Annotated in this window: 27 protein-coding genes and 1 tRNA gene; 14 read left to right on the forward strand and 14 right to left on the reverse strand. The window is 41.6% G+C overall.

The annotated features are described in order from the left end of the window. Positions 1 to 27: 27 nt before the first annotated feature. The gene (locus GTQ43_RS17930) at positions 28 to 264 is read right to left on the reverse strand and encodes a type II toxin-antitoxin system HicB family antitoxin (protein ID WP_265274107.1); all 237 of its coding nucleotides are present in this window, start codon (positions 262 to 264) and stop codon (positions 28 to 30) included. Further along, entirely contained in the window at positions 261 to 782 is a 522-nt protein-coding gene (gene pgsA, locus GTQ43_RS17935; protein ID WP_265274108.1) for a CDP-diacylglycerol--glycerol-3-phosphate 3-phosphatidyltransferase, read from the reverse strand. The genes GTQ43_RS17930 and pgsA overlap by 4 nt, the downstream gene beginning before the upstream one ends. 144 nt (positions 783 to 926) lie before the next feature. On the opposite strand from pgsA, the gene GTQ43_RS17940 reads away from it, so the two are divergent. Next, positions 927 to 2348 (forward strand): aspartate ammonia-lyase, encoded by a 1422-nt coding sequence (locus GTQ43_RS17940; RefSeq protein ID WP_265274109.1) that lies wholly within the window; start codon positions 927 to 929, stop codon positions 2346 to 2348. Here GTQ43_RS17940 and GTQ43_RS17945 read toward each other — a convergent pair. Continuing rightward, positions 2334 to 2492 carry a hypothetical protein gene (locus tag GTQ43_RS17945; protein ID WP_265274110.1) on the reverse strand — a complete coding sequence of 53 codons (159 nt, stop codon included), beginning with the start codon at positions 2490 to 2492 and terminating at the stop codon, positions 2334 to 2336. The two genes, GTQ43_RS17940 and GTQ43_RS17945, sit on opposite strands and share 15 nt — an antisense overlap. Before the next feature lie 21 nt (positions 2493 to 2513). Here GTQ43_RS17945 and GTQ43_RS17950 point away from each other — a divergent pair, with 21 nt between their 5' ends. From GTQ43_RS17950 to GTQ43_RS17970, 5 genes are all read left to right on the forward strand, one after another. Further along, a complete protein-coding gene (locus GTQ43_RS17950) occupies positions 2514 to 3485 on the forward strand; it encodes a DUF362 domain-containing protein (RefSeq protein WP_265274111.1) in 972 nt (323 codons plus the stop codon). A 912-nt stretch (positions 3486 to 4397) separates the two neighbouring features. Beyond that, positions 4398 to 4586, forward strand: a complete 189-nt coding sequence (locus GTQ43_RS17955) for a hypothetical protein (RefSeq protein WP_265274112.1) — start codon at positions 4398 to 4400, stop codon at positions 4584 to 4586. A 390-nt stretch (positions 4587 to 4976) separates the two neighbouring features. Then, positions 4977 to 5489 (forward strand): inorganic diphosphatase, encoded by a 513-nt coding sequence (locus tag GTQ43_RS17960; RefSeq protein ID WP_265274113.1) that lies wholly within the window; start codon positions 4977 to 4979, stop codon positions 5487 to 5489. Positions 5490 to 5612: 123 nt separating this feature from the next. After that, entirely contained in the window at positions 5613 to 5996 is a 384-nt protein-coding gene (gene panD / locus GTQ43_RS17965) for an aspartate 1-decarboxylase (RefSeq protein ID WP_012409102.1), read from the forward strand. An 11-nt stretch (positions 5997 to 6007) separates the two neighbouring features. Next, on the forward strand, positions 6008 to 6910 hold the full coding sequence (locus GTQ43_RS17970) for an MBL fold metallo-hydrolase (protein WP_265274114.1): 903 nt from the start codon (positions 6008 to 6010) through the stop codon (positions 6908 to 6910). Between the two features lie 712 nt (positions 6911 to 7622). On the opposite strand, the gene GTQ43_RS17975 is transcribed toward GTQ43_RS17970, so the two are convergent. Continuing rightward, positions 7623 to 8345, reverse strand: coding sequence for a carbonic anhydrase (locus tag GTQ43_RS17975; RefSeq protein ID WP_265274115.1), 723 nt, complete (start codon positions 8343 to 8345; stop codon positions 7623 to 7625). Positions 8346 to 9017: 672 nt separating this feature from the next. On the opposite strand from GTQ43_RS17975, the gene GTQ43_RS17980 reads away from it, so the two are divergent. Beyond that, on the forward strand, positions 9018 to 10319 hold the full coding sequence (locus GTQ43_RS17980; RefSeq protein WP_265274116.1) for a hypothetical protein: 1302 nt from the start codon (positions 9018 to 9020) through the stop codon (positions 10317 to 10319). A gap of 1020 nt (positions 10320 to 11339) precedes the next feature. Here GTQ43_RS17980 and GTQ43_RS17985 read toward each other — a convergent pair. From GTQ43_RS17985 to GTQ43_RS18015, 7 genes are all read right to left on the reverse strand, one after another. Further along, on the reverse strand, positions 11340 to 12068 hold the full coding sequence (locus GTQ43_RS17985; RefSeq protein WP_265274117.1) for an ABC transporter ATP-binding protein: 729 nt from the start codon (positions 12066 to 12068) through the stop codon (positions 11340 to 11342). 171 nt (positions 12069 to 12239) lie between these two features. Next, the gene (locus tag GTQ43_RS17990; RefSeq protein WP_265274118.1) at positions 12240 to 12464 is read right to left on the reverse strand and encodes an indolepyruvate ferredoxin oxidoreductase subunit alpha; all 225 of its coding nucleotides are present in this window, start codon (positions 12462 to 12464) and stop codon (positions 12240 to 12242) included. A 166-nt stretch (positions 12465 to 12630) separates the two neighbouring features. Beyond that, positions 12631 to 13839 carry an ATP phosphoribosyltransferase regulatory subunit gene (locus GTQ43_RS17995; RefSeq protein ID WP_265274119.1) on the reverse strand — a complete coding sequence of 403 codons (1209 nt, stop codon included), beginning with the start codon at positions 13837 to 13839 and terminating at the stop codon, positions 12631 to 12633. Beyond that, complete coding sequence (locus GTQ43_RS18000) at positions 13839 to 14795, reverse strand: J domain-containing protein (protein WP_265274120.1); 957 nt, start codon at positions 14793 to 14795, stop codon at positions 13839 to 13841. Before GTQ43_RS18000 ends, GTQ43_RS17995 begins: the two co-directional genes overlap by 1 nt. A 330-nt stretch (positions 14796 to 15125) precedes the next feature. Then, the gene (locus tag GTQ43_RS18005) at positions 15126 to 15953 is read right to left on the reverse strand and encodes an inositol monophosphatase family protein (protein WP_265274122.1); all 828 of its coding nucleotides are present in this window, start codon (positions 15951 to 15953) and stop codon (positions 15126 to 15128) included. A gap of 144 nt (positions 15954 to 16097) precedes the next feature. Next, a complete protein-coding gene (locus GTQ43_RS18010; protein ID WP_265274123.1) occupies positions 16098 to 16679 on the reverse strand; it encodes a thermonuclease family protein in 582 nt (193 codons plus the stop codon). Beyond that, positions 16669 to 17037 (reverse strand): 2Fe-2S iron-sulfur cluster-binding protein, encoded by a 369-nt coding sequence (locus GTQ43_RS18015; RefSeq protein ID WP_265274124.1) that lies wholly within the window; start codon positions 17035 to 17037, stop codon positions 16669 to 16671. Before GTQ43_RS18015 ends, GTQ43_RS18010 begins: the two co-directional genes overlap by 11 nt. Before the next feature lie 107 nt (positions 17038 to 17144). On the opposite strand from GTQ43_RS18015, the gene GTQ43_RS18020 reads away from it, so the two are divergent. After that, positions 17145 to 17231, forward strand: a tRNA-Ser gene (locus tag GTQ43_RS18020). Between the two features lie 575 nt (positions 17232 to 17806). Here the strand turns inward: GTQ43_RS18020 and GTQ43_RS18025 are convergent. Next, positions 17807 to 18019 (reverse strand): hypothetical protein, encoded by a 213-nt coding sequence (locus GTQ43_RS18025; RefSeq protein WP_265274125.1) that lies wholly within the window; start codon positions 18017 to 18019, stop codon positions 17807 to 17809. A gap of 93 nt (positions 18020 to 18112) precedes the next feature. Further along, complete coding sequence (locus GTQ43_RS18030; RefSeq protein ID WP_265274127.1) at positions 18113 to 18715, reverse strand: hypothetical protein; 603 nt, start codon at positions 18713 to 18715, stop codon at positions 18113 to 18115. A gap of 151 nt (positions 18716 to 18866) precedes the next feature. Between GTQ43_RS18030 and GTQ43_RS18035 the strand changes: the two genes are divergently transcribed. After that, entirely contained in the window at positions 18867 to 19073 is a 207-nt protein-coding gene (locus GTQ43_RS18035; RefSeq protein ID WP_265274129.1) for a hypothetical protein, read from the forward strand. Between the two features lie 82 nt (positions 19074 to 19155). Here GTQ43_RS18035 and GTQ43_RS18040 read toward each other — a convergent pair whose 3' ends face one another. After that, positions 19156 to 19338: a ribbon-helix-helix domain-containing protein gene (locus GTQ43_RS18040; protein WP_265274130.1), complete on the reverse strand. Its 183-nt coding sequence runs from the start codon at positions 19336 to 19338 to the stop codon at positions 19156 to 19158. A gap of 200 nt (positions 19339 to 19538) precedes the next feature. Here GTQ43_RS18040 and GTQ43_RS18045 point away from each other — a divergent pair, with 200 nt between their 5' ends. The 5 genes from GTQ43_RS18045 to GTQ43_RS18065 all read left to right on the forward strand — a co-directional run bounded on the left by GTQ43_RS18045 (position 19539) and on the right by GTQ43_RS18065 (position 22883). After that, entirely contained in the window at positions 19539 to 20006 is a 468-nt protein-coding gene (locus GTQ43_RS18045) for a hypothetical protein (protein WP_265274131.1), read from the forward strand. An 87-nt stretch (positions 20007 to 20093) separates the two neighbouring features. Beyond that, positions 20094 to 21008: a hypothetical protein gene (locus GTQ43_RS18050; RefSeq protein ID WP_265274132.1), complete on the forward strand. Its 915-nt coding sequence runs from the start codon at positions 20094 to 20096 to the stop codon at positions 21006 to 21008. A 316-nt stretch (positions 21009 to 21324) separates the two neighbouring features. Next, positions 21325 to 21471 carry a hypothetical protein gene (locus GTQ43_RS18055; RefSeq protein WP_265274133.1) on the forward strand — a complete coding sequence of 49 codons (147 nt, stop codon included), beginning with the start codon at positions 21325 to 21327 and terminating at the stop codon, positions 21469 to 21471. 275 nt (positions 21472 to 21746) lie between these two features. Further along, entirely contained in the window at positions 21747 to 22703 is a 957-nt protein-coding gene (locus GTQ43_RS18060) for a hypothetical protein (protein WP_265274134.1), read from the forward strand. Further along, entirely contained in the window at positions 22704 to 22883 is a 180-nt protein-coding gene (locus GTQ43_RS18065; protein WP_265274135.1) for a hypothetical protein, read from the forward strand. It begins immediately after the preceding gene. The last annotated feature ends 318 nt before the right edge of the window (positions 22884 to 23201 follow it).

Below are 23201 nucleotides of genomic sequence, written 5' to 3' on the forward strand. Positions count from 1 at the left end.
TTTTTAAATTACCGAGTGTTCCTATAATTAGGGTGAGGATCGCACAAACTGAAAGGAAACGTTTGCAGTCAAAGGCTCTGGTAGTGGTTTTCCTTGTGCTTGGTAATCCTCAATCAAAAGTTCCAGCACTTCCTCACCATTATTAAGAGCATCCGTGTAGGTATTTCCATGAGTGTGTGCATAAGGGCCAAACTCAGGTAGGCTGACAATATACTTTTTATCTTCCATCGACCACTGAATTACAATACTATATTGTGGTTTCATTCCTCAGCAGTGCTAGCTTTTTGCGGCAAAAGATAAATACCTCCAGAGATTAAAGTCAGGGCGACAGAAACCCAAAAGGCAATCAGAGAGGGAGTTTGCCACACTTCAGCCAGAGGCGCAATCAAAAGTGCGATCGCTATTATTTGACTAACAGTTTTGAGTTTACCCCAAATATTTGCTCCGGTAATGGTCGTTTGATTTACTCGCCAACCAGCGATCGCTAATTCTCGCGCTAAAATCAAAAACACTCCCCAAGCTGGGATTTTTCCTAGTTCAATAAAAACTAGCAATGGCGCAAGTACCAGAAGTTTATCCACTAAGGGATCGAGAAACTTACCCAATTCACTAATTTGGTTGAGTTTCCGCGCTAAATAGCCGTCTAACCAATCAGTCAATGCAGCAATAAGAAAAATCGCCAAACATATCCACTGAGCTTCAGGTGTGGGATTATATAAACCGTAAAGCAGAAATGGTATCCCCAATAGGCGAGAGAAGGTAATCCAGTTGGGTAGAGTCATAGGGAATTCAAAAATCAAACTTTAAAATTAACGAGTCTAAAACAACAAGTAGCCAAGCAAATATGCAAAATCTATGCAGATTAGTGTATCTGAGTGTGGCTGCGTGGGAAAATCTGTTTTCTGTAGCTCTCTTAAAACAATACTATGACTGAACACACAGACAACCAATTCCGCATCGAACGCGATTCGATGGGCGATCGCCAAATTGCCAGTAGCGTTTATTACGGCATCCAAACCCTACGGGCAATTGAAAACTTCCCCATTAGCGGAATTAAGCCTTTAGATACTTACGTAGATGCTGGATTGATAATTAAAAAAGCTACAGCAATTGTGAATGGAGAACTGAATTGCATTCCCCAAGATATTAGTCAGGCGATTGTGCAAGCAACTGATGAAATTCTGGCTGGGAAGTTCCGGGATCAGTTTGTGGTGGATGTTTATCAGGCGGGTGCTGGAACATCTCATCACATGAATGTCAATGAAGTTCTGGCAAATCGCGCCTTAGAAATTCTTGGTGAAGAAAAGGGTAATTACAAACGTGTTAGTCCTAACGATCACGTTAATTATGGACAGTCTACCAATGATGTGATTCCGACTGCAATTAGGATTGGTGGATTATTGGCATTATCCAAGACATTGCACCCAGCAATAGATAGTGCGATCGCATCCTTAGAAAATAAAGCTGTAGAATTTCAAGATATCGTCAAATCTGGCAGAACCCACTTGCAAGATGCTGTACCCGTGCGTTTGGGTGAAAACTTTCGGGCTTGGGCGCACATTCTTGCAGAACACCAAAACCGGATTTACACCGCCTCTGGTGATTTGATGGTGCTGGGTTTGGGAGGTAGTGCAGCCGGAACGGGATTAAATACTCATCCTTTATATCGCGCGCGTGTGGTAGAAGTTCTTTCAGAATTGATTGATACACCTTTAGAACCTGCGCCCCATCTCATGGCAGCTATGCAGAGTATGGCCCCATTTGTGAATGTTTCCGGCGCTTTACGCAACTTAGCGCAGGATTTAGTCAAAATATCTCACGATTTGCGGTTAATGGATTCGGGGCCAAAAACTGGTTTAAAAGAAATTCAACTCCCCCCAGTGCAACCCGGTTCCTCAATTATGCCAGGGAAATATAACCCCGTGATGGCAGAGATGACATCAATGGTGTGTTTTCAGGTGATGGGTTACGACAGTGCGATCGCATTAGCCGCACAAGCCGGACAATTAGAATTAAATGTGATGATGCCACTGATTGCCTATAACTTGATTCACAGTATCGAAATTCTCGGTAATACCATCGCCGCACTCACCGAACGATGTATCAAGGGAATTACAGCTAACCAAGAACGTTGTTTAGCTTATGCCGAAGGTAGTTTAGCTTTAGTAACCGCACTCAATACCCACATTGGTTATTTAAATGCTGCTGCTGTCGCTAAAGAATCTTTAGAAACTGGTAAATCTCTGCGGCAGATTGTCCTAGAACGCGGGTTGATGAGTGAAATAGACTTAGCTACAGTGTTAAATCTAGAACAAATGAGTGGTATCTTACCGCTAAAAACAGAATAATAATAGATTATGGGGAATTGGGCATTGGGCATTGGGCATTGGGAATGGGAAATTGGTTAATTCTTCTCCCTCATCTTCCCCTGCTTCCCCTGCTTCCCCTGCTCCCCCTGCTCCCTTGTCTCCCTCATCCTCCCCACTCTCCACTCCCCATTCCCCAATCCATCTATGCAGACTCAAAACCCATCTGTTAGTCTCATTCGGGCTACATCTTACGAACGAGAGGCTTTACGAGAATCCTTAGTCATTCTCCTGGAACCTTTTGGAGGAATAGCAGCATTTGTGAAAAAAGGCGATCGCGTTTTACTCAAACCCAATCTACTTACAGGATCGCGTCCTGGTAAAGAGTGTATCACCCGTGCCGAACTAGTTTACGAAGTTGCCCAAATGGTAATTGAAGTTGGCGGTAAGCCATTTTTGGGTGATAGCCCTGCTTTTGGCAGTGCCAAGGGCGTAGCAATCGCAAACGGCTATCTGCCTATTTTAGAAGAACTCAATCTTCCCATCATCGATTTTCACGGTCAACGTTACCAAACCGTCAGTGATAATTTTAACCATCTGCGACTATCTAAAGAAGCAATGGAAGCAGACGTAGTGATTAACCTACCCAAAGTGAAATCACACATGCAATTGACATTAACACTGGGCGTAAAAAACTTGTTTGGTTGCGTTCCCGGTAAAATGAAAGCTTGGTGGCACATGGAAGCCGGAAAAGATGCCAATAGATTTGGTGAAATGTTAGTAGAAACTGCTAGGGCAATTAACCCTAACTTAACCATATTAGATGGCATCATCGGTCATGAAGGAAATGGCCCTAGTAATGGCGAACCTCGCCAACTCGGTATTTTAGCAGCTGCATCAGATATATTTGCTTTAGATCGGGCAATGGTAGAAATCCTCAATGTTTCTCCTGAACAAGTACCCACAGTTGCAGCTTCCCAAAGGCTAGGAGTTTGTCCAGAGCTTGCTGCTATCGAGTTTCCACATTTAAATCCCGACTTATTAAAAATAGAAGATTGGCGGCTACCAGACAAGTTGATGCCTATTGATTTTGGTATGCCCCGCGTAATTAAGTCTACCTTTAAGCATCTTTACACCCGATTTATCAAAGAACCAATTAGTATTTACGGAAGGGAGTAGGGAGTGGGGGGATGGGGAGACAAGGGAGCAGGGAGCAGGGAGCAGAGGGGAAAGAGTTAATTTTTCATTCTCCCCCAGCCCCCCGCCCCTCTGCCTCTTTTCAATGCCCAATGCCCAATTTAGTGCAAACTTCGTTACAGCAATTTCAATTATTAACAGAGTAATCTGTAATTACCCTCCGATTGCTTAACCAGACCGCCCTATTATATTTAGTGGCGGTTTTTTTAGCTGATACACCACCTTCTAAAATATTCTTTACTCTACCTATATATAGATTGACAAAAATGCAGTGATATTACATAAATTTGAAGATTCAAATTCTTAAATATTTATTTAGTGTTACTACTGAATCTATGCTGCCTAACACAGTTAATGTATCTGTATTTATTCGGTAGTTATAATTGGTTATAAAAACATTCCTACCTTTTCTTCTTTTGTGTCAAACGTTTGTGTGTATAACTACCGGATAACAATTAAAAGCACTGAATATTTATCAGTGTTTTTGCGGTTTTGTGTCCTGTATCACAAATTAGCAATTCCAGTAAAATGACCTTATCAAAGGCTTTATAGGATGTTATAATCATGAAGTATCGGATAAATATGTTTTGCTAATTAATCTTTAAGCAGCGAAAAAATGTAGTTTATGATGCTGTCAAAGTTGGCTTTGCGTATGCGCACCTTTACACTATACAGGGAAACATCTGAAAATATTAATCACCAAATAAAACATGATTTGTTTACTTGTAACTTTGTATTAAGAAATCCATGTATAAAAACGCTATTATGACAGTTGTAGAACTGGTTTAGATTGTAAGATGCTACACATTTTACAGTTTAAAAATAGCTAACATAGTATTAAGACTCTCATCAGAGAGTAGACCTACACAGTCTTACGAAGAACTTCAATTTTGTATGAATTCAAATAGCCAGTCTGCCAATTCTACCGACACATATTCCCAACGTTTGGCAGACATTGTGGGAACTGCGATCGCTCTATTGACTCTTACCCTACCCGTATTTGTCATTGCTCACTATTCTTCAAATAATGTTCAAAACAACCAGCAACCTCTGATTCAAAACATCAAAGTAAGTAAAGATTAATAAAGTTTATCAGTAGAATTTCACCAGCAGTAGAGCTACAAAAAAGCATCAAGCTGATTGTGAGACAATTTCTGGTTAAGAAAGTTTGTAGTTAGGACTTCAGTCCTTATTTTCTAAGCGCTAAAGTGCTTACTACAAACTTTTCATTACTAGCTTGATAGACTACTAGGGAAAAAAATCCCTCCAACAGCAATCAAGGGAAGGGGAAAATAATACCCTCTTGGAAAAAGCGTTGCGAAGTTATTTCGCAACGCTTTTTCCATTCCCCATTCCCCATTCCCTAAAACAAATACCTTGGGAAGAGATCCATATTGCCCTAAAATTCTACACGGGGAGCGAAGCTAATTAAGTGCCCCCATGATTCACTGTTTGTTATCAGAGGACTTTTTTGTGGATTTATCTCGTATTCCTGCTCAACCGAAACCCGGTCTAATCAACGTTCTGATTGAAATTACTGGCGGAAGTAAAAATAAATACGAATATGACAAAGGACTAGAAGCTTTTGCTCTAGACCGAGTACTTTATTCCTCGGTAAAATATCCTTATGACTACGGCTTTGTACCCAATACTTTAGCTGAAGATGGCGATCCCCTAGATGGTATGGTCATAATTGATGAGCCAACCTTTCCAGGGTGTATTATTGCTGCACGACCAATTGGCTTCTTGGAGATGATTGACGGTGGCGATCGCGACGAAAAAATCCTTTGTGTTCCTGACAAAGATCCGCGCTACACTCAGGTAAAATCGCTGAATGACTTAGCACCACACCGTTTAGAGGAAATTGCCGAATTTTTCCGTAGTTATAAAAATTTGGAAAAAAAGGTGACAGATATTCTTGGTTGGCAAGATGTAGACAAGGTTGCAGCTTTAGTTGAAAAATCCGTCAAAGCTTATAGAGGATAATAGAAAAGTTAGGAGTTAAGAGTTATGAATTTTTATTCCTAACTCCTCACTTCTGTAGAGACGCGATAAATCGCGTCTCTACTTGTAACGGATCGCAAAAACTGCCACCAACCTGAAAGCAAAATGCAGCGTACTCTCCTTTTGGCAAAAATTCATAATTGCACCCTCACGGGGGCGAATATCAACTACGTGGGTAGTATCAGCATAGATGAAATCCTTTTAGAAAAAGCTGGTATCTTACCCTATGAGCAAGTGCAAGTAGTTAATAGTGCCAACGGTCAGCGCTTTATTACTTATGCGATCCCGGCTCCAGCCCATTCAGGAGTAATTGAGTTAAATGGGGGTGCGGCACGTCTAGGCATTATTGGCGATCGCTTGATTATAATGACTTACGGGCAGTTCACTCCAGAAGAGTTAAAAAATTACTCTCCTACGGTAGTCATTGTGGACGAAAAAAACAGGCTGTTGGAAGTTCGGCGCTACGATGACCTGCTCGTTAAGGTCTAATTTCAAAGAAAATGTCAAATTTTGAGTTGTCGGATTCCCAGAGCTACGTACCTGAAAAGTCTGCTACCCTGCCAAGTAGCCCAGCAGATGAATTTATCGTTCAATTTTGGGGTGTACGGGGTTTGATCCCCACCCCAGACACCAGCACCAACCGCTATGGTGGTAATACCGCTTGTGTAGAAATATATGTAGGTGGGAAACGCTTGATTTTTGATGGCGGTACTGGCTTACGCATACTGGGTAAAACTTGGCAAGAACTACAACAGCCAATACAAGCCCATTTATTTTTTACCAACTGTCAATCAAATCGGATTCAAGGGTTTCCCTTTTTTGCTCCCGCATTTATTGGGGAAAACTGCTTTCATATTTACGGCACAGCCGCCTCAAATGGAGCCTCAATCAAACAATGTTTATACGATCAGATGCTCCAGCCCCACTTTCCTTACCCTTTACAGGTAATGCAGTCGGAATTGCAGTTTTACAATCTGACTACAGACAGTGATGTAAAGCTAGATGATGTCACCATTGCGATCGCATTAATCAATCAAACTCAGCGCTCAGTTGGCTACCGAGTTAGTTGGCACGATTATAGTGTTGCCTACGTCACGGATTTACACCAAAATGCCGACCAAGTGGAACGAGAGCGGATTTTAGAGTTTATTAAAGGCGTTGATTTGCTGATTGCCAATGCCACTTACACTCCCCCTACCTCTCACAACCATGATTCTGCTGATTTACTCTGGCAAGCTGCGGTGAATGCAGCTTTGAATGCTGGTGTGCAACGGCTAGCGATTTCTCATCATCACCCAGATGACCATGATGATTTTCTTGACAAAGTTCAAGTAGATGTTAAATCTGCTTTCCCTCAAGCTGTACTAGCCCATGAAGGTCTAGTTTTAGCCGTTGGTAAGTGATTGGACTGATTGGGACTTTGAAATCGGTGGTAGACCAATGCTTACGGTCATCACTGAGGATATCGAAGTGCAGCAAGCTACTCATAAGCACTGACTTATCAGTTTGCTTTTTGTCGAGATGGCGAAATTATCCCTCTCCGAAGAAACCGCACTTGCTTCGGGCTGAGGAATAAGCTCAAAACCTAAAGCTAGAGCCTTTTTTTGGAGGTTATGAGCAGTAGCAGTATTTATCTATGGTGGCAACTGTTGGGTGAGCATCTCTTACCAAATGTTTCAAGATTTGTAATTCTACATCCATTACCCTACTTACCTTTAAGGGTTTTATTCTTTTATTCAGAATACCCGGAAAGTGACAGAAGCTGTTTACGGACGCGCTCGCTTCCGTTATGGATGGAAGAAACAAGTCAAATCCTCTTCCCTTCTGCCTTCTGCCTCCTGCCTTGTTTCTTAGGAGAGGGATATGATATTTGGAAGCCGTTAGAGAAAGGAGAAACGAACCGCAATCGCAGAGAAGCCAGGGCGTTGGGCGGGTTCCCCTACTTGTAGCGAAAAGGTGCGACGCGGAGGATGGAGGGGAGAGAAAAGGTGCGATCGCATCCTCTCACAAAGCCATAGAATTTAAACTCTGAGTTGAACAACAAATTTGATTAATTTTCAAAATTATCAATAAAAAATATTTTACAAATAGGATTGCCTAAAAAGGGTTGTGTGTTCAAGTAATAATGTTGACTTTACCAGTATCAATATCGTAACAAGCACCAACAATTTTTAGTTTGCCTTCATGCAGTAATTTGGCTAAAATTGTTGAGCTTTCCGGCAATTTTTCTCTCTGATATTCAATATTAGCTATAACTATATCTTGCATATTATCACTCGTTCTAAACTTTACCCTTTCTATAGATGGTTTAATACCCTCAATAATCAAACCAATTCTGCCAGGAAGTGGTTCGTTTTTGATTGCTTCTGCAACTGCACCGCATCTTCTATGACCTAAAACCACAATCAACTGCGAACCTAATACTGTTGTCGAGTATTCCAAACTACCTATAACGGTGTCACTGACCACATTCCCAGCAACTCGCACGACAAATAAATCTCCAAGTCCTTGATCGAAAACGATTTCCGCAGGGACTCTGGAATCTGCACAACCTAATATCGCGGCAAAGGGATATTGAGCTTTAGCAACTAATCGCAGATGTTCTAATGATTGATCGGGATATTTAGGTTTTTGATTGATAAATCTTTGATTACCATCCAGTAAGCGTTTAATAGCTTCATTAGGACTAACTGGATTAGGGTTAACTGCGTGAATATCAGCAATAGCAGTTTGCTTTGTATTCAAACAGCTATCACCAAAAGCAGTAGCTGCAATACTTACCACACTAGCAAATTTTAAAAAATCACGTCGTCCGCAAAATCCATTAATTCGACTCATTAATCTAGCTGATCGCAATAAAGCTGTTATCAGGAAAATATCAGATTCAAGGAAGATGCAAGAGTACTCTTTTACACGTTTTAAGAGTTATTTAACCTGAAACTTTAATTTATTTAGTGATTGTATATAAGAATCATATTTGATTTTTGAAAAAATATAAGTATCTGTAGAGTTTGTTAGCTCGACTTTATCCAAAATTAAGAACTTGGTTCTCTTGTATCGGCAAAACCCTAGCTTTTTGGCAAAAACTTTTTCCATATCACTGATTGTCAGTGAAAATAAAAAAGTAAAACTACCGTACTATGAAGCTTTCAGCATCAGATTAAGCCTTGGGTAAAAAATGGATAAAGTGGAGGTTAGAGGATGTTTGAAAAGTCCTCTTGTCGGTATCAAAAGTTTTATATCTCCCTAAATCTCCCTTAAAAAGGGGGACTTTGACTTCGGTTCCCCCCTTAAAAAGGGGGGTTAGGGGGGATCTAAAAGTGCCTAAAATCACAGTGAAATACTTGTTCATTCAATCTCTTAGACAGAACATTGTAACGCACCATAAGCTTTGGATACTGCGTTACACTACTCTAACGCAACCTACGTATATATATTTCAAAAATCAAATAATAGTACTATATATTCTGTGTTTTTTTGGGAATACTTAACACAGTACTGACTATATTTATGGCTTTTTTAAACAAAATAAACTGGAATTTTTTGCGAAAAAATTCTCCAAATAGCTCTGGGATACATCCGTCTGCCATCAGCCAACAATCCATAACACCATTAACCCCCAAAAACCTAGCTAAATTAGAGCATGAAATGGAGTTAGAGAGGCAGGCCAAAATATCTCCTCAGCAACAACATCGCAAAGCCAAGTGGGGTATAGGTAGTAGACTTGTTTGGATAACAATACTTATCAGTATACCCGTTGGTGTAATTTGGGTGGCAAACCAGCCTTATCCAGTAATTCGCCGTCCAGTGATGCTTCACGCGCCTTTTTTGTTGCTACCCAGCTACATCAGCATGGATAATCACTATCGACAGGCATTGGTATCAGTTGAGCAAGCTGAACAATTGATTGAAAAAGCTACCAGTCCAGCAGATTTGGCTTTGGGAGAACAGAAGTTACAAGAAGCACAACAACATCTAGATAAGTTACCAAGTTCCTTTATTAACGATTGGTCTGAGTACAGATATTGGTGGTATGATTCGCGCTTTAGCATCTACGATTTTAATGCATTTCGGAGTCAAGTCGGACAGCTAGAAGCTAAAGTTTTTCAGGAAAAGAATGCTCAGTCCTTACTTACTGATAATATGCAGAGTTTCTTAAATGCGAAACAGCAATATGAACGGGCTACAACAGCAACTGATAAACAGACTGCAATAGCTGCTTGGCAAACGGCGCTGGATAAATTTGAGCAGATTCCTGGTCAAACTCTGGCAGGAAAAACTGTCCAAAATCAACTAGATAATTATAAGCGTGAGTTTCAGGAAGTTGTGGGATTGGCAGCAGGTAACGATCGCATCAGTGCCTTAATCACCGCAGCACGGCAATTTTCTTGGCAAGCTGCCAAAGCTGGACAAAATCCGCCGCACACCGTCACTGAATGGCGACAAATAGAAAATTTGTGGATAGAAGCAATTGAGCGCCTCAAAGAGATTCCTTCAAAAGACGTGGCGGGTTATAGCGAAGCCCAAAAGTTATTAGCAATTTATGAGGCTAATTTAGGTCAAGTTAAGGTAAGACGGCAATCTGAGGCGGATGCAGTAGAGGCAATGGAAGCAGCGCAACGAGAAATCGAAAGGTTACTGGCTTCAATTCCTACTGATGCTCATAATGTGGAGCGCAATCGGGTATTGAGCCAATTGCAGAGTATTATTAATCAATTAGAAAAAGTGCAAAACGGCACAACAGCCTATTTAAAAGCTCAAGAGTTACTACTATCGGCAAATAATAAACTCAGACAGCTACAGGTTAAATAAATTGTAGCGATCGCTCTATACCCTTAGTAATAAGTAGTTAAACAAAATTAATTACACAATGTCATTGCGAATGAAGCGTGCCCCGTAGGGGATCTTGTCGTAGAGATAGCGTAATGAAGCATAAGTCCTTCGGACACGCTTCGCGAACGCGGGGGCTGGGATTGCAACGCTGTGCTTGCAATGACTATAAATATTTTTTCCAACTACTTAGTGATATCCTTCCCAGGAAGATCCCCCCAACGTCCCCTTTGTCAAGGAAGTTGGGATGATTCCCTACAGTAACTATGTGTTTTCTATTTGATTTCTAGCCAGTTGTGGTGAAGCGATGACGCTTGCTCTGCTTGTTTACTGCAAACACCGTTTAAGGTGATTTACAGAGCGTGTGCGTCAACAACTGGCCATTGGGTGGGATTTTTGAGATGGGAATAGATCCCTTGTAGAAGTTTCTCAATGTCCCAGTAACCCCTGCTGATATATCAATTAAAACTGCAACAGAAAAATTTTGGATGCCAAATTGCCAAAAGCACTGAATCAATTTTGATTGGGGTAAACATAGGCGTTTTTATACCATGAAAAAAACGCTCCAGGTTGACTCTAGAGCGGCTTTGCAGCAGTTATTGTGACTCAGCAGTATATCAAAAAATGATGGTGAGCTTTATATATAGAAAGTTCAGTACGCCTTCTTGTTCAATTGAGATTCTGGCAAATCCGGTTAATTTGCATTTTTATCATTTTTCCTGAATGAATGTCCTGTTTTACCTTTTTACTTGCTGTAGATGTGATTAGAAACGCAAGGATTATTGGGGAGAATTCTTTGAGCATCGAAAACGACGGTCGCGGCAGTGGCAGGAATTGTTATAGCTTTTGTATTAGTTTATAGATAGTTTAGGCACAGCCCGTCTTCTCTACGAGACGCTACGCGTAGCTCGCTTCCCCGGAGGGGTACGGCATCGCTATCACCTGATGAAGCTTTCTTATTTAAAGTGGTGTTATGTTGAATGGAAGAGTGATTAAAGAAGGTTAATGTCTTTTACCTGCTCCCAGATATAGCTCACCCACTTTTGGATCGTTCAACAGTTCTTGACCAAGGCCAGAGATAGCATCGCGTCCCGACTCCAGTACATAGCCACGATTAGCCATCTCTAAAGCTTTACGGGCATTTTGTTCTACTAATACGATCGCAGTTCCCGCCTGATTAATTTGTTTAATCTGCTCAAACACCTGTGTCACCAGGATTGGTGATAAAGCAGCAGATGGTTCATCCAAAATTAGCAAACTAGGTTCCAACATCAAAGCTTTTCCCATCGCTAACATCTGGCGTTCTCCTCCAGAGAGTGTACCAGCACGTTGACGACGGCGATCGCTTAATCTGGGGAACATCGTAAATATTTTATCTTTAATTGGTTTCAGAGGAACGTTAAGCACAAAAGCACCCATCTCCAAGTTCTCTTCAACACTAAGGGAAGGGAAAACATTGGCGATTTGCGGTACGTAGCACATTCCTCTTTGGACGATTTGATTGGACTTTAGCCCCACGATATTTTCACCTTTGAAGGTGATTGTGCCCGTGTGGGGAATCAAAAGCCCAAAAATTGCTTTTGCCAAAGTAGACTTACCAGCACCGTTGGGGCCAATCACAGTCACTAATTCCCCTGGCGCAACCCGGAAATTGACACCTTGCAGGATATCTACATCTTTGATGTATCCAGCATGGACATTTTGAACATCTAGTAAATAGTCATTTGTCATTTGTCATTGGGCATTTGTCATTTGTCATTGGGCATTGGGCATTGGGCATTGGGCATTGGGAAATTGGTTAATTCTCCCCCTGCTCCCTTGTCTCCCTCATCCTCCCCACTCCCCACTAGTGAGAAGCAACAGTCAAGTCAAAAATAACTATTGACTGTTGACTATGGACTATTATGGGGTTTTTTGCAACTCCGGTCGTTCTTCTGCAAGAATGGCCCCTTCTACTGGGCAAACTTGGAGACATATACCACAGTCGATGCAAGTGGTAAAGTCAATCCAGTACCAATCTGTTCCCTTGGCATTTTTGCCTGGGCCATCATGAATACAAGCTACTGGACAAGCTTCTACGCAGTCAGCTACGCCTTCACAGACTTCTGTAACAATTGTGTGTGGCATATTCTCGATTCCCTCTTTTCTTTATCGGCTATTTCTAGCCTAGCAGGGGAGTGGGTAGGGAGCAGGGGGCAGGGGGCAGGGAGCAGGGGGAGAAGAACGATTTATGATTATTTACCCATGCCCAATGCCCAATTCCCAATGCCCAATGCCCAATGCCCAATTCCTACTAACGCAATGATTCAATTTTTGGGGAACTATCAGCTTTAATCCAGGCAATTTGGGCTATGCTGCGATCGCGTGCGTATTGGCGAATAGCGTCTGCATCCCTTCCTCCTAAATCAATTTCTACCCGCACCAAATGAGTGGAATCTCGCAGTTTTTGCGCGTAGGCAAAGGCAGGGGCATTAGCACTCTGCGTCTCTGGTACTACTAACCAGTTACTCGCCGGGGTTTCTTGCGGTAATTGCTGAGTAGATAATAAAAGTTGATATAAATCTTCGATATTGAGTCCGAAACCAATGCCGGGAATATTTTCTCCTTGAGGATGATATAGCCCCAAAAGCTGGTCGTAGCGACCGCCACGCCCTAAAACCCTGGCTTGAGATTCGGTATCATTGACAACTTCAAAGACAATACCAGTGTAGTAATCTATGGTTTGGATGAGACTGAGGTCGAGAATTAAGGGAAATTTTTTCTCTGATTCTAGTAATTCTACTAGGGATTTGAGGTTATTTACTGCCTCTTGCTGTTCTTCATCTAGATCCAAGCTACTAACTTTTTGTAACACGTCTGCACTGGGGCCACGCAGATCGAGCATGATTATGGCGCGATCGCGGAGTTTGTCACTCAGGGGTAAAGTATCTATAGTAATGCGGTCGAGATGAGCGATCGCACTACGAACTTTATCCTGTAAATTAGCAGGAAATGCACTCAGGAGCGATCGCGTAATTCCCGCTTCACCTAAAATTAAGTGCCATTGCTGCAAACCCAGTGCTGCTAAACAATCTGCCACTAACAGCAGTACTTCCGCATTCGCCAGCAATCCGCTAGCACCTAATAACTCCACCCCAGCTTGATAAAACTCCTGCTGGCGATTATGTCTACTTTCCCAAGTGCGGCGAAACACATTAGCGTTGTAGTACAATCGTTGCGGATAAGTTGTATTTGCCATCCGAGTGACAACGGTACGAGCAATGGATGCTGTTAATTCTGGACGTAGCCCTAATTCATCATCTTCACCTTGTAGTTGAATCACCATCTGGCGTTGAATTGCTTCCCCTGCCATCAGGGTATCCATGCGTTCTAAAGTTGAGGTGATAATCCTGTGATATCCCCAACGATGAAACACCTGCTGTAATCGCTCTTCAATCCAGCGTTTTTTCTCCACATCCAAGGGTAATAAATCCCTGGCTCCCGCTGCTGGTTGATACACCATTATTTTTTCTTCCCACCAAACAAACCACCGAACAAACCACCACTACCAGATTTATCTGGTTGCTTATCTCCATTATTGGTGGATGAAGTCACCTTATGATCGCTAGGTTGTTGTCCTAAAGCTTTATCTAATTTAGGTTTCCATTGCAATGCCCTTTCGTCATTAGGGTCTAATTTTAAAGCATTGTCGAAGTGGATTTTTGCCATTTTTAGCTGATTTTGCTTCAAATACACCATTGCAATTAAGCTATGACAGTGACTATTTTTCGGTTCTAACTTCAGAGCATCCTGTAACTCTACTTTGGCTTGGGCAAATTGGTTTTTGTCAATCAAAGATTGAGCGCGACGAAAATACTGTTCTACAACTGAGTCTTCTTTTGGTGGCGCGGGTGCTGGTTCTGGGGGTGTATTTTGTGGTGTAGACTGGGGTGTAGCTGATTGGACTTTGGGTTGAGCAGGTGACGTTGCTGTGGATGGTTTGCTTGCACTCCGCATTAAATAGATTAAATTCAACTCACTAATTTGGGCAATGACTTGCAGTACTTGCTCTAAAGAATCATATTGAGTTTGAGCAAGTTTAGCGATCGCACTTCTATAGAATGGATCGAGATTAGGTGTCTGGGCTAACTGTTTACCCAAGTCGGTGTTGAGAGTTACAGAAGTAGACTCTTGTAATAGGCGCTTGCCAATTTGCGACAAAATTAGAATATATTCCGTGCGCGTGCGATCGCCAACAAGTTTTTCGTAAGCTGGGTTAACCAGCTTTGATAATAATTCGTTGCCTAGTTGTTTTTGTTCATCACTTTCAGTAAAACTACTATCTGGGTGTAAGCGACGGGCAATTTGGAGATAGCGTTTCCGAATCTCTTTGACATCCGCATCAACTGGAACGCCCAATACTGCGTGATGATCTATGAAATCATATTTAAATAAGCCACGATCTATTTTAAAAGACATATAGACTTTTTGCACCAAAGGAGCAGTTCGATTGCTTTTAGTTTACCCAAACTCTGAGGGAAAGCCCCCATCCCACCTGCTATACCCAGGCTGATAGTGGCGGAAGGGAGCAATGCTCTAACAGTGAGATGGGTAAGCTCTTGAGGCAGGGGAGGTAGGGGAGGCAGGGGGCAGGGGAGGCAGGGGGCAGGGGAAGCAGGGGAGGCAGGGGAAGAGAAAGAAATAAGTGTATAAGCAATCTGTAACGGTCTTAAAAAATACGCTTATTTGCCTCTTTGCTCCCCCTGCTCCCCCTGCTCCCCCTGCTCCCCCTGCCTAAGAAAGCCTATTTCACGAGGATCTCACTTTTTCGCGTTGCTCCCGTGGCGGAACCTGTAAAAGTTCGTTACTGAGGGAGTCGTGAATATAACCATTTGTGGCCAGAATTCTGCCTGACTCAATTTTGACAGGAGTGCGATCGTAGGCGGTGACTTTACCCCCGGCTTCTTGTAACAAAATTATTCCGGCGGCAATATCCCAAGGCGAAAGCCCTCGTTCCCAATAACCATCGACACGTCCACAGGCAACATAAGCTAAATCTAGCGATGCAGAACCGCTACGTCTGACCCCTTGCGTAAGATGGGTGAGGTGACTAAATTCTGCGTAGTTGTTATCAGAGGTTTCACGGCGATCGTAAGCAAATCCTGTTACTAGTAGGCTTTTACCCAGTTCAGATGTTGTTGAAACATTGATAGGATGACGATTTCGCGTTGCTCCCAAACCAGTAGCAGCACGGAATAGTTCATTATGGAATGGGTCATAAATTACACCAACTTCTGGAACGCCATTAATTAACAACCCGATGGAAACGGCAAAAAATGGGTATTGATGGGCGTAGTTAGTTGTGCCATCTAAAGGATCTATTGCCCAGAGGTATTGATTTTCTTGATTACCTAATTTGCCTGATTCTTCAGCGAGGATAGAGTGCTGGGGAAAGTGGCGACGCAAAATTTCTAAAATCAATTCTTCTGAGGCTTTATCAGCAGCCGTGACTAAATCACCAGGGCGGCCTTTTTCAATAATTGCGTCTTCTAACTTACCCAAGTAACCTTGCAAAATAGCACCAGCAGCTAAGGCTGCTTCTGTAGCAATATCTAAAAAAATTTGTAGATTAGTCATTTGTTATGGGAATTGGGAATAGGGAATTGGGCATTGGGAATAGGGAATTGGGCATTGGGCATTGGGAATTGGGATTGGGAATAGAATTTATTCTCCTTGTCCCCCTTGTCCCCCTCATTCTTCCCATGCCCAATTCCCCATTCTTCAAAGATTTTGGCGGCGAAACTCAGAGGGAGTGAGGCGCATGGGTTTTTCTGAGTTCCAGATTCCTTGGCCCATGAGTCTCGCCCATTCTTGGGCACGTTCTAAACGCTGATCGTATTTGTGGTTAGGCGATCGCCCTACAAACATTGCATTCCCTTGTTTCACTAATTCTTCATTCAACAACACCTTATTTTTCCATACATAAGCTAAAGTTCGCCCGATTTTGTCTTTAGCTTCTAAATCAAACTCCAAGGTTACTAATTCTTCTGCACCACCAATTAGATTCTCTAACTGTTCTTTTGCTGCTTCTCCCCAAGGGCGCTGTCGCAAATCTGGTGCATCAATGCCAACTAAGCGCACTTGGGAAATCAAATTTGGTTGTTCGGCCATGCCTAAGACTTCCAAACTTTGCCCACTAACTACCCGCGCTACTTTTACCTGAGCCTCATTATTTGGCAGTTGGTTTTTACTTTGGCAACTCACCAAGAGCAATAAGCAAACCAAAATAGCTATTTTTCGCAGCCAGTAACCAAGACTCACAACCATCAAAAATTCGGTAATTTGGAATCGTTTATTCTTCATCTAACGGTAAACCCGCTTTGATTTTCCCTCTAGCAAAATAGCGTCCAAACTGGAGTTCGTAGACTTCATCTTCGTCTTGTGTCTCTACTTCCAAGTCAGAACGGGGATAACTCACACACAACAGGGCATAACCTTGCTTACGTAAATCTGGCGACAAGCCGATCGCCTCTGGTTGATAAATTTCTCCCGACAAAACCCTCACAGCGCAAGCGGTACAAGCCCCGTTGCGGCAGGAAAAGGGTAGCTCAACCCCTTGTTTTTCGCCAGTGTGGAGGATGTAGCGGTCTTCTGGCACTTGTAGGGTGTATGTTTCGCCGGTGGCGCGATCGCGAACTCTAATTGTGTATGTACGGGACATCTGGATTTGCGTTGTGGAATTAGGACTTTCAGATTCAATCTAAGAATATCTTTCTTTATCTTTGCATTTTCTAGGATTTTATAGTACAATCGTAACTTGTGGCACCTGGAGAGGTGGCCGAGTGGTTTAAGGCGCAGACCTGGAAAGTCTGTGAGGCAGTAATGTCTCCGTGAGTTCAAATCTCACTCTCTCCGTTTATCCTTACTATATAACACTTTCAGCCTACACGGTTGTGTAAAATACCATTTTATGAGATGTAAAAACGGTTGAGTAATTGGTATAGTTGGTTTAGTAAGTCGATTGATAAGTAAATTTCCAGCGATCGCTAAAATTGCGATAACTTACACTTATATGTTATTGATATATAAGTAAAAAGTTGGCGATCGCCCGTATCGTGATAATTATACTTTATTATTCAGTGACATATAAGTTGTTTTAATCTTGTAAAAACACAGTATTGATATACAGCAAGGTTTTTGAATTTATCTGCTTCAAACAGACTTATCATCCACTCACACATAAGAAAACACCCTACTTTTTACAGTAAGGTGTAATTTTTACTTATATATTGTAATTTCGCTTCACAGTGTGCTAGTAATTTTCACCGCTTTGTGCTGAGGTAATTTACCAATCACTCTCTCTTCTATCTCTTCCGTATAAAACCAGCGTCTCTCGTGAGTGAGAGTATTTTCACACCAATACGATGACTTGCCACAGTGAATACTTCTCACTATAAACACATAGGTATTGTGAATAAATTTTTTGCCTATCATTTTATTTCCCTCCCAAACACATCTTTTTTGATTTCATCAAAACACAGCAAAAATTCATTGCCCTTATCGACCTGTATCTCACCCGTAAATGAGTAAGTATCTGAGAGTATTAGGAAGTTTTTATATACTCTCAATATCTGTCTATTTTGCCCCCAATAATGTATATATTTACCTGGTCGTAAATCGCTTTCTCTTGGTTTTCGTGCCATTGATACCTCTTTTTAAAACTGACACTTTTTCTGTCATAAATAATGACACTTTTTTTGACACTTTAAGTGTCACTTCTGTGGAAGGGTGTATGCCTACCTCTTCAGTGGATTTGAGAAGTACTTATTACCATCACCATAAGCCTCTAATATCTCATTGCACTTGATAGCGTGTTTCACCACGTCAGGGTGACTTGCAGCGAATGTTTTAGCAATTGCTACTTTCTCAGTTTTGATGCTTTGTAGCTCGTTACGTATTGATGCCAGACGTGTTTCAAGCATCTTTACCTCATCTTGTAGCTTGTTTTCTTTCGTAGTGAGTGCAGTAAGGTTTGATGTGTTAATGAGGGTGAGAGATGTGGGTGGCTTTTCCTGTGCTTGTGAATATCCTGCAAGAGTATGCATAAACTTGCGGATACCGAGCTTAAGGAACTGTGCTGCAACATCAGGATTGTCTCTCACTATCCAGTCAGCAATGATATCTTCAGTTAACAAGTTGTGGGCTTGTGTCCCTCCCCTAGTCTGTATTTCAGCTGTTTTCATCTCCTTGAAGTTGTGGGCTTTGACTCTCTTGCTAATAGCCTGTTGAGATAAACCTGACATTCTCGCATAGCTGCTAATAGAGGCGAATGCTTCACCACTAATATTGTCGATGTAAATTTCTAGCCCGTCGTTGTTGTAAGCTACTAAGTTTGTCATTGTGTTTCATCCTATGTAGTGTGTTGTCAGCAGTTTAGCGACATACTGAGGTCGTGTGTACAAATATTGCGCGGTGATGCATTTTAACTACTTAGTGGGAATGCTCTATGGGTAACAACGATGTTGCATCTACCACTACCAGGCAAGTTATATGCCACTTACTAAAGCAAATATGCAGCCAGACCCAAGAGAATTGCTAGAGGCACGGAAGGATTTTTTAATAAGGGAAATATCTTTCGGGCTTGGTGATAAAAACCTTCTTAGCCTTGTTAACTGTTTTGAAGGAATTCATGAAAAATCTATAGACAAAAACAGAGAAGCTTATTTTGATTTCTTGCTCAAGGTAATTGGAAGTTAGTCTACATCTGATATTTTCTTCACAGCGTCAATTGTTGGCGCTTTTTTATTGGGTAGTTTCAAGACTTGCCCAGGTCAACTATTTATTCTTTAGAGCTAGTGTCAATGTTTATCGGATAGCCGCGTTCTTTTAAGTATTTCATTATCACAAATGCAGCTTGTGCCGACCTAGTTCTAAATTCAAGTTGTGCTTGTTCATCCAAAAATCCTATTACTTCCTTGTCTAGAGTCACTTGAATGCGTTCGTTGTTTTTTGAGATGGTCATGATGTCACCCTGGGGTCAACACCAATATATTGATTGAGAATAAGGCAATCGTTGTAAAAATAGCCACCGTGGTGTCACGGTAATGTCACCTCCGATGTGTCTTTTTGAATTAAGTAATGAAACTGAGGTCATGGTGATGTCACCGTGGCTATATTGTTCTCACGAGAGAAAAAACACCACACACTCTCCTGAAGGTAAAAATGCCAAGATTAACATTCAAAGGACTATCTGAAGACTTACTAAAGGATTACAGCATCACACTATCTAAGACTACTACTGCCTATAAAGTAGAATTTCCCTGTGGCAAGGTAACAACATTAAGCACCTTGCAGTCAGTTGTAGAGGAAGTTAGTGAATATCAAGCATCAAAGATAAAAGAGGAAAATGCAGATAAAGCTATAGATGCGGAAGATAGTGTAGAACCTCTATCCGATGCCGAGTTAATTGATGTCATTCACTGGATGCGGCTAGAGAATCAAATGTTGGATGACATCGAAGATGACGAATATAACACCGAAGAGCGTGCTGCTATTCAATCTGAAAACGAACCATTGATAGAAGGTGCTATGGATTGGGATTACGAACTAAATACTGAGTACTGGGAACCCATGGCACCTATTGAAGTTTTCTACTGGGATACCGAAAAAAGAACACTTACAGAGGTTTGATACCCTCTTTTGGAAAGTGACATAAATAATGACACTTTAAATGACAGATTTTTTGACATAAATAATGACACTTTCAAAAATACACCTATGCAGCGATATCGAGATATTCAGAACGCACTTAAAAATTTGCGTACTCAAGGTGCTACTTTGCAATGCCGACTTGATAGCGATTACTCAATACTTAAAAGTGAATTAGAACGGCTAGAAGCTTGTGTAGTGGTAGATGCAAATAGCCCGTCAATACAACCGGTGAGATTCAACACAAGTGGCATCACAGTGTCAGATGTAAACGAAACAACAGTAACTTGTGGTATCAACGGCGAATATCGTATCCTGCCTTGCTACTGGGATCATGAAAGAGATACTGCAATCACAAAACATAAGGAAGTAGTGATACTTCAAAATAGCAGTGATATCTCCTCAAACTCGCCAGTACTACGCGATAAGGATATGTGCAAAATTGAAATAATAGGGGATGAAAAAGGAAGCTACCAAGCATTCCCTATGACATCACTACAAGGATATGCACAATGGCTTTACCCTACAGAAGCTACCAAATATTACACTATTAAGGCAAAGCTTTCACCATACGACACTAAAAGCTATCAGATAGTAGTAGATAAAGACCGTCAAACACCTATGCACGTTGTATCCCAGGATGTATGCGTATGTACTTTGTACGACGATGTAAAGTGTGGTATCACAAGGTATTTTCCATCTATTGCACAATTCACATATATAGGCGGCAAATGGCTATACAGCAATAGACATGGTGATATTCAGTGGATAAGTATTATTCAAGCTGTAAAGAAAGTACACTTCCCAGTAGGCTGCATAGTACACCTGCAAAGCGATATAGGACTCGTAGGTAAGATTGACACTTATCGTATAGACAAGCTGTTCTATAGCGGATTGCTTCTAATGGCACACTGCACAAACGAACGTACAAACAACGTGCAAATAATTCCACTGGTGCAACTTCATTTACCACGGCAACGATAATAATGAGAGTACAAATAGTATTGATGATACTCTTTACAGCAATATTGACAACATACAAGAGGGACAGCAATGATGCGTATTTCAGCCAGAGAACAATGCCAGAGACTTGCAACGATTCTACATTACACCGGGAATGTACACGACGATAATGCTCTCATGAATTACATGCTTTGTTACTGCTTAAAAAAGACACTTAAAACACGACAAAACGACTATTTACGAGTATGGTTTAGCTTGCGAAACTGGGAACATGGTCTTATGTCGTATGGTGAGTTGGCATATAACTTACAGGCACTTATCAACCTAGACAAGAAGTATGCATAACACCACTAAAACGCAACTTATCAAAGACATAGAACGGGACGCTAAAGAGTTAAATATCAAGGTAGATATCAATCTCAATAGCTTACCTACGTCCCAAGTAGAGCAACTATCACAAGCCTTCAAGGATGCTAAAAAATAGGACTACAACGATGCAAAAACTTAGCACTGCCCAAGAAATTATCGAGATAGAACACATTGTTTACAGAAGATTGACGGATGTATTTTGCCAAACAAACACCCTACTTTTTACTCGACTATCTTTCGGTAAGAGGTATCGGGTGCGAAAAGTACACATCACATCTGACATGGGTTGTGTAGTTCAATTCACACTCATCAATTAACTAAACCGTGACAACCGTGATGGTATGCCACACGACACACAAACACTTTACAAACAACAAGGAATTACGACAAATGGCTAACGCACCTTTAGACGCTTACATCGGCTTCGGACAAGTTTCATTTGACAACGACGGTAAGCTTTGGGCTTGCCTGACAACGAACAATAAACAAGCAGGGGATAGGGAAAAGTACAACTTCACAGGTACAGAATTCACGATCCAAGGAAGTGCATTTGCTGGGATGATCGATGGTGAAAATTATTGGCTCATCAGCACTCTTGCAAGCGGAAGCTGTAATCCCAAGGGTGGTATTTTTGAGTTTAAGGTATGGAAGCAGGGCGAGGGTGGTGCTAAGGGTAGCTTTGATAAAGCAGCAGGTGAAGCTCAAGCCTTGCAATGGCAAAAAGATGGATGTAATGCTGCTATCGAAGTAAGCGGCATTCCTGCCTTAAAAACCTTTGTAAAGGTACTGCATGAATTGAAGATTATTGCTACAAATGAAACTCGCGAAATCGTGGCACGGCTCAATATCACAGATGAGCAATGCCCTGCCTTAGAGGAAGCACTTGCAGTTTTTTGGGCATACCTTATCGGTAATGAAGGTAATACACCTGATGAGGGTACACCCGCCTACGAAGCAGCATTGCTAATCAACGATGCCGGACTGATGTCGCTCCCAGCGCTTTCGCCTGAAATGCTGCCTAATGTGCCAAGAAAGAATGTAATGGGCAAGATTACAGGACACAAGGTAGAGTGCTTCCCATTCACTGGCAATCTCCCATCCTACGATGCAATCACTGTAGCGTTGCCGAAAAAAGAAGAAAAGAAGAGCGGTAAAGGTAGTTGGGGCAGCAGTGGTGGTGTTGACCCAACAAAGGTATTGGAAGCACGTCAGGCATTCATCATAAAAAACTTCAATGAAGCGGGTTTAACGACAAATGCAACGACATTAAAAGATGTGTTTGACGTGGCATCCCTGAAGGATGGTAAATTGTTTCTCGATTTTCTAGCAGTAGTAATGGGCAAATAAATGGATGCAATTACTGAATCGCTTAAGTGGTTATTGCTTGCCGAAACCTCTCTAGCAAGGGCAATAGAGGTTTCTGATTTGAGTAAAGTAGATACTTTAATACTTCAGGGAATACTGCAAAGTGTTAGCTATCAATCACAGGTAATCGAGAGAGTAATAGGGTACAAATCTCGTAGTTGATACCCTTGCAAACAAAAGTGTCACTTTATCTGACAAATATTTTGACACTTTTTTTGACATAAATAATGACACTTTCTAAAACATACCTATCAACGATGATTACAACACACAACGACAATTTACGAGTAGCCCTAAAAGCTGAAGAATGCATTGAGGGGCTTGTTATCGAACGTGATATGCAAACAGGTACTTGGCACTGGCATTACCAAGACCTGAACTCACACACACTTTATAGCTGTTCTGATGGGTTCTCTACTTCACTCGATACACTGATACACTTTACTGCTTACATTTGTGAGGAATTTAAGGCAAAATGAC

It is taken from the genome of Nostoc sp. KVJ3 (assembly GCF_026127265.1).
Lineage (GTDB): Bacteria > Cyanobacteriota > Cyanobacteriia > Cyanobacteriales > Nostocaceae > Nostoc.

Bases quoted from the DNA above. Each gene is read 5' to 3' on its own strand.
- GTQ43_RS18010 (WP_265274123.1), bottom strand. From the start codon at position 16,679: ATGAAGAATAAACGATTCCAAATTACCGAATTTTTGATGGTTGTGAGT.
- GTQ43_RS18060 (WP_265274134.1), top strand. From the start codon at position 21,747: ATGGCTAACGCACCTTTAGACGCTTACATCGGCTTCGGACAAGTTTCA.
- GTQ43_RS18050 (WP_265274132.1), top strand. From the start codon at position 20,094: ATGCAGCGATATCGAGATATTCAGAACGCACTTAAAAATTTGCGTACT.
- GTQ43_RS17930 (WP_265274107.1), bottom strand. From the start codon at position 264: ATGAAACCACAATATAGTATTGTAATTCAGTGGTCGATGGAAGATAAA.
- pgsA (WP_265274108.1), bottom strand. From the start codon at position 782: ATGACTCTACCCAACTGGATTACCTTCTCTCGCCTATTGGGGATACCA.
- GTQ43_RS17950 (WP_265274111.1), top strand. From the start codon at position 2,514: ATGCAGACTCAAAACCCATCTGTTAGTCTCATTCGGGCTACATCTTAC.
- GTQ43_RS17970 (WP_265274114.1), top strand. From the start codon at position 6,008: ATGTCAAATTTTGAGTTGTCGGATTCCCAGAGCTACGTACCTGAAAAG.
- GTQ43_RS17985 (WP_265274117.1), bottom strand. From the start codon at position 12,068: ATGACAAATGACTATTTACTAGATGTTCAAAATGTCCATGCTGGATAC.
- GTQ43_RS17980 (WP_265274116.1), top strand. From the start codon at position 9,018: ATGGCTTTTTTAAACAAAATAAACTGGAATTTTTTGCGAAAAAATTCT.
- GTQ43_RS18065 (WP_265274135.1), top strand. From the start codon at position 22,704: ATGGATGCAATTACTGAATCGCTTAAGTGGTTATTGCTTGCCGAAACC.
- GTQ43_RS18025 (WP_265274125.1), bottom strand. From the start codon at position 18,019: ATGGCACGAAAACCAAGAGAAAGCGATTTACGACCAGGTAAATATATA.
- GTQ43_RS17940 (WP_265274109.1), top strand. From the start codon at position 927: ATGACTGAACACACAGACAACCAATTCCGCATCGAACGCGATTCGATG.
- GTQ43_RS18040 (WP_265274130.1), bottom strand. From the start codon at position 19,338: ATGACCATCTCAAAAAACAACGAACGCATTCAAGTGACTCTAGACAAG.
- GTQ43_RS18005 (WP_265274122.1), bottom strand. From the start codon at position 15,953: ATGACTAATCTACAAATTTTTTTAGATATTGCTACAGAAGCAGCCTTA.
- GTQ43_RS18035 (WP_265274129.1), top strand. From the start codon at position 18,867: ATGCCACTTACTAAAGCAAATATGCAGCCAGACCCAAGAGAATTGCTA.
- GTQ43_RS17990 (WP_265274118.1), bottom strand. From the start codon at position 12,464: ATGCCACACACAATTGTTACAGAAGTCTGTGAAGGCGTAGCTGACTGC.
- GTQ43_RS17955 (WP_265274112.1), top strand. From the start codon at position 4,398: ATGAATTCAAATAGCCAGTCTGCCAATTCTACCGACACATATTCCCAA.
- GTQ43_RS18015 (WP_265274124.1), bottom strand. From the start codon at position 17,037: ATGTCCCGTACATACACAATTAGAGTTCGCGATCGCGCCACCGGCGAA.
- GTQ43_RS17995 (WP_265274119.1), bottom strand. From the start codon at position 13,839: ATGGTGTATCAACCAGCAGCGGGAGCCAGGGATTTATTACCCTTGGAT.
- panD (WP_012409102.1), top strand. From the start codon at position 5,613: ATGCAGCGTACTCTCCTTTTGGCAAAAATTCATAATTGCACCCTCACG.
- GTQ43_RS18030 (WP_265274127.1), bottom strand. From the start codon at position 18,715: ATGACAAACTTAGTAGCTTACAACAACGACGGGCTAGAAATTTACATC.
- GTQ43_RS18045 (WP_265274131.1), top strand. From the start codon at position 19,539: ATGCCAAGATTAACATTCAAAGGACTATCTGAAGACTTACTAAAGGAT.
- GTQ43_RS18055 (WP_265274133.1), top strand. From the start codon at position 21,325: ATGCATAACACCACTAAAACGCAACTTATCAAAGACATAGAACGGGAC.
- GTQ43_RS17975 (WP_265274115.1), bottom strand. From the start codon at position 8,345: ATGAGTCGAATTAATGGATTTTGCGGACGACGTGATTTTTTAAAATTT.
- GTQ43_RS18000 (WP_265274120.1), bottom strand. From the start codon at position 14,795: ATGTCTTTTAAAATAGATCGTGGCTTATTTAAATATGATTTCATAGAT.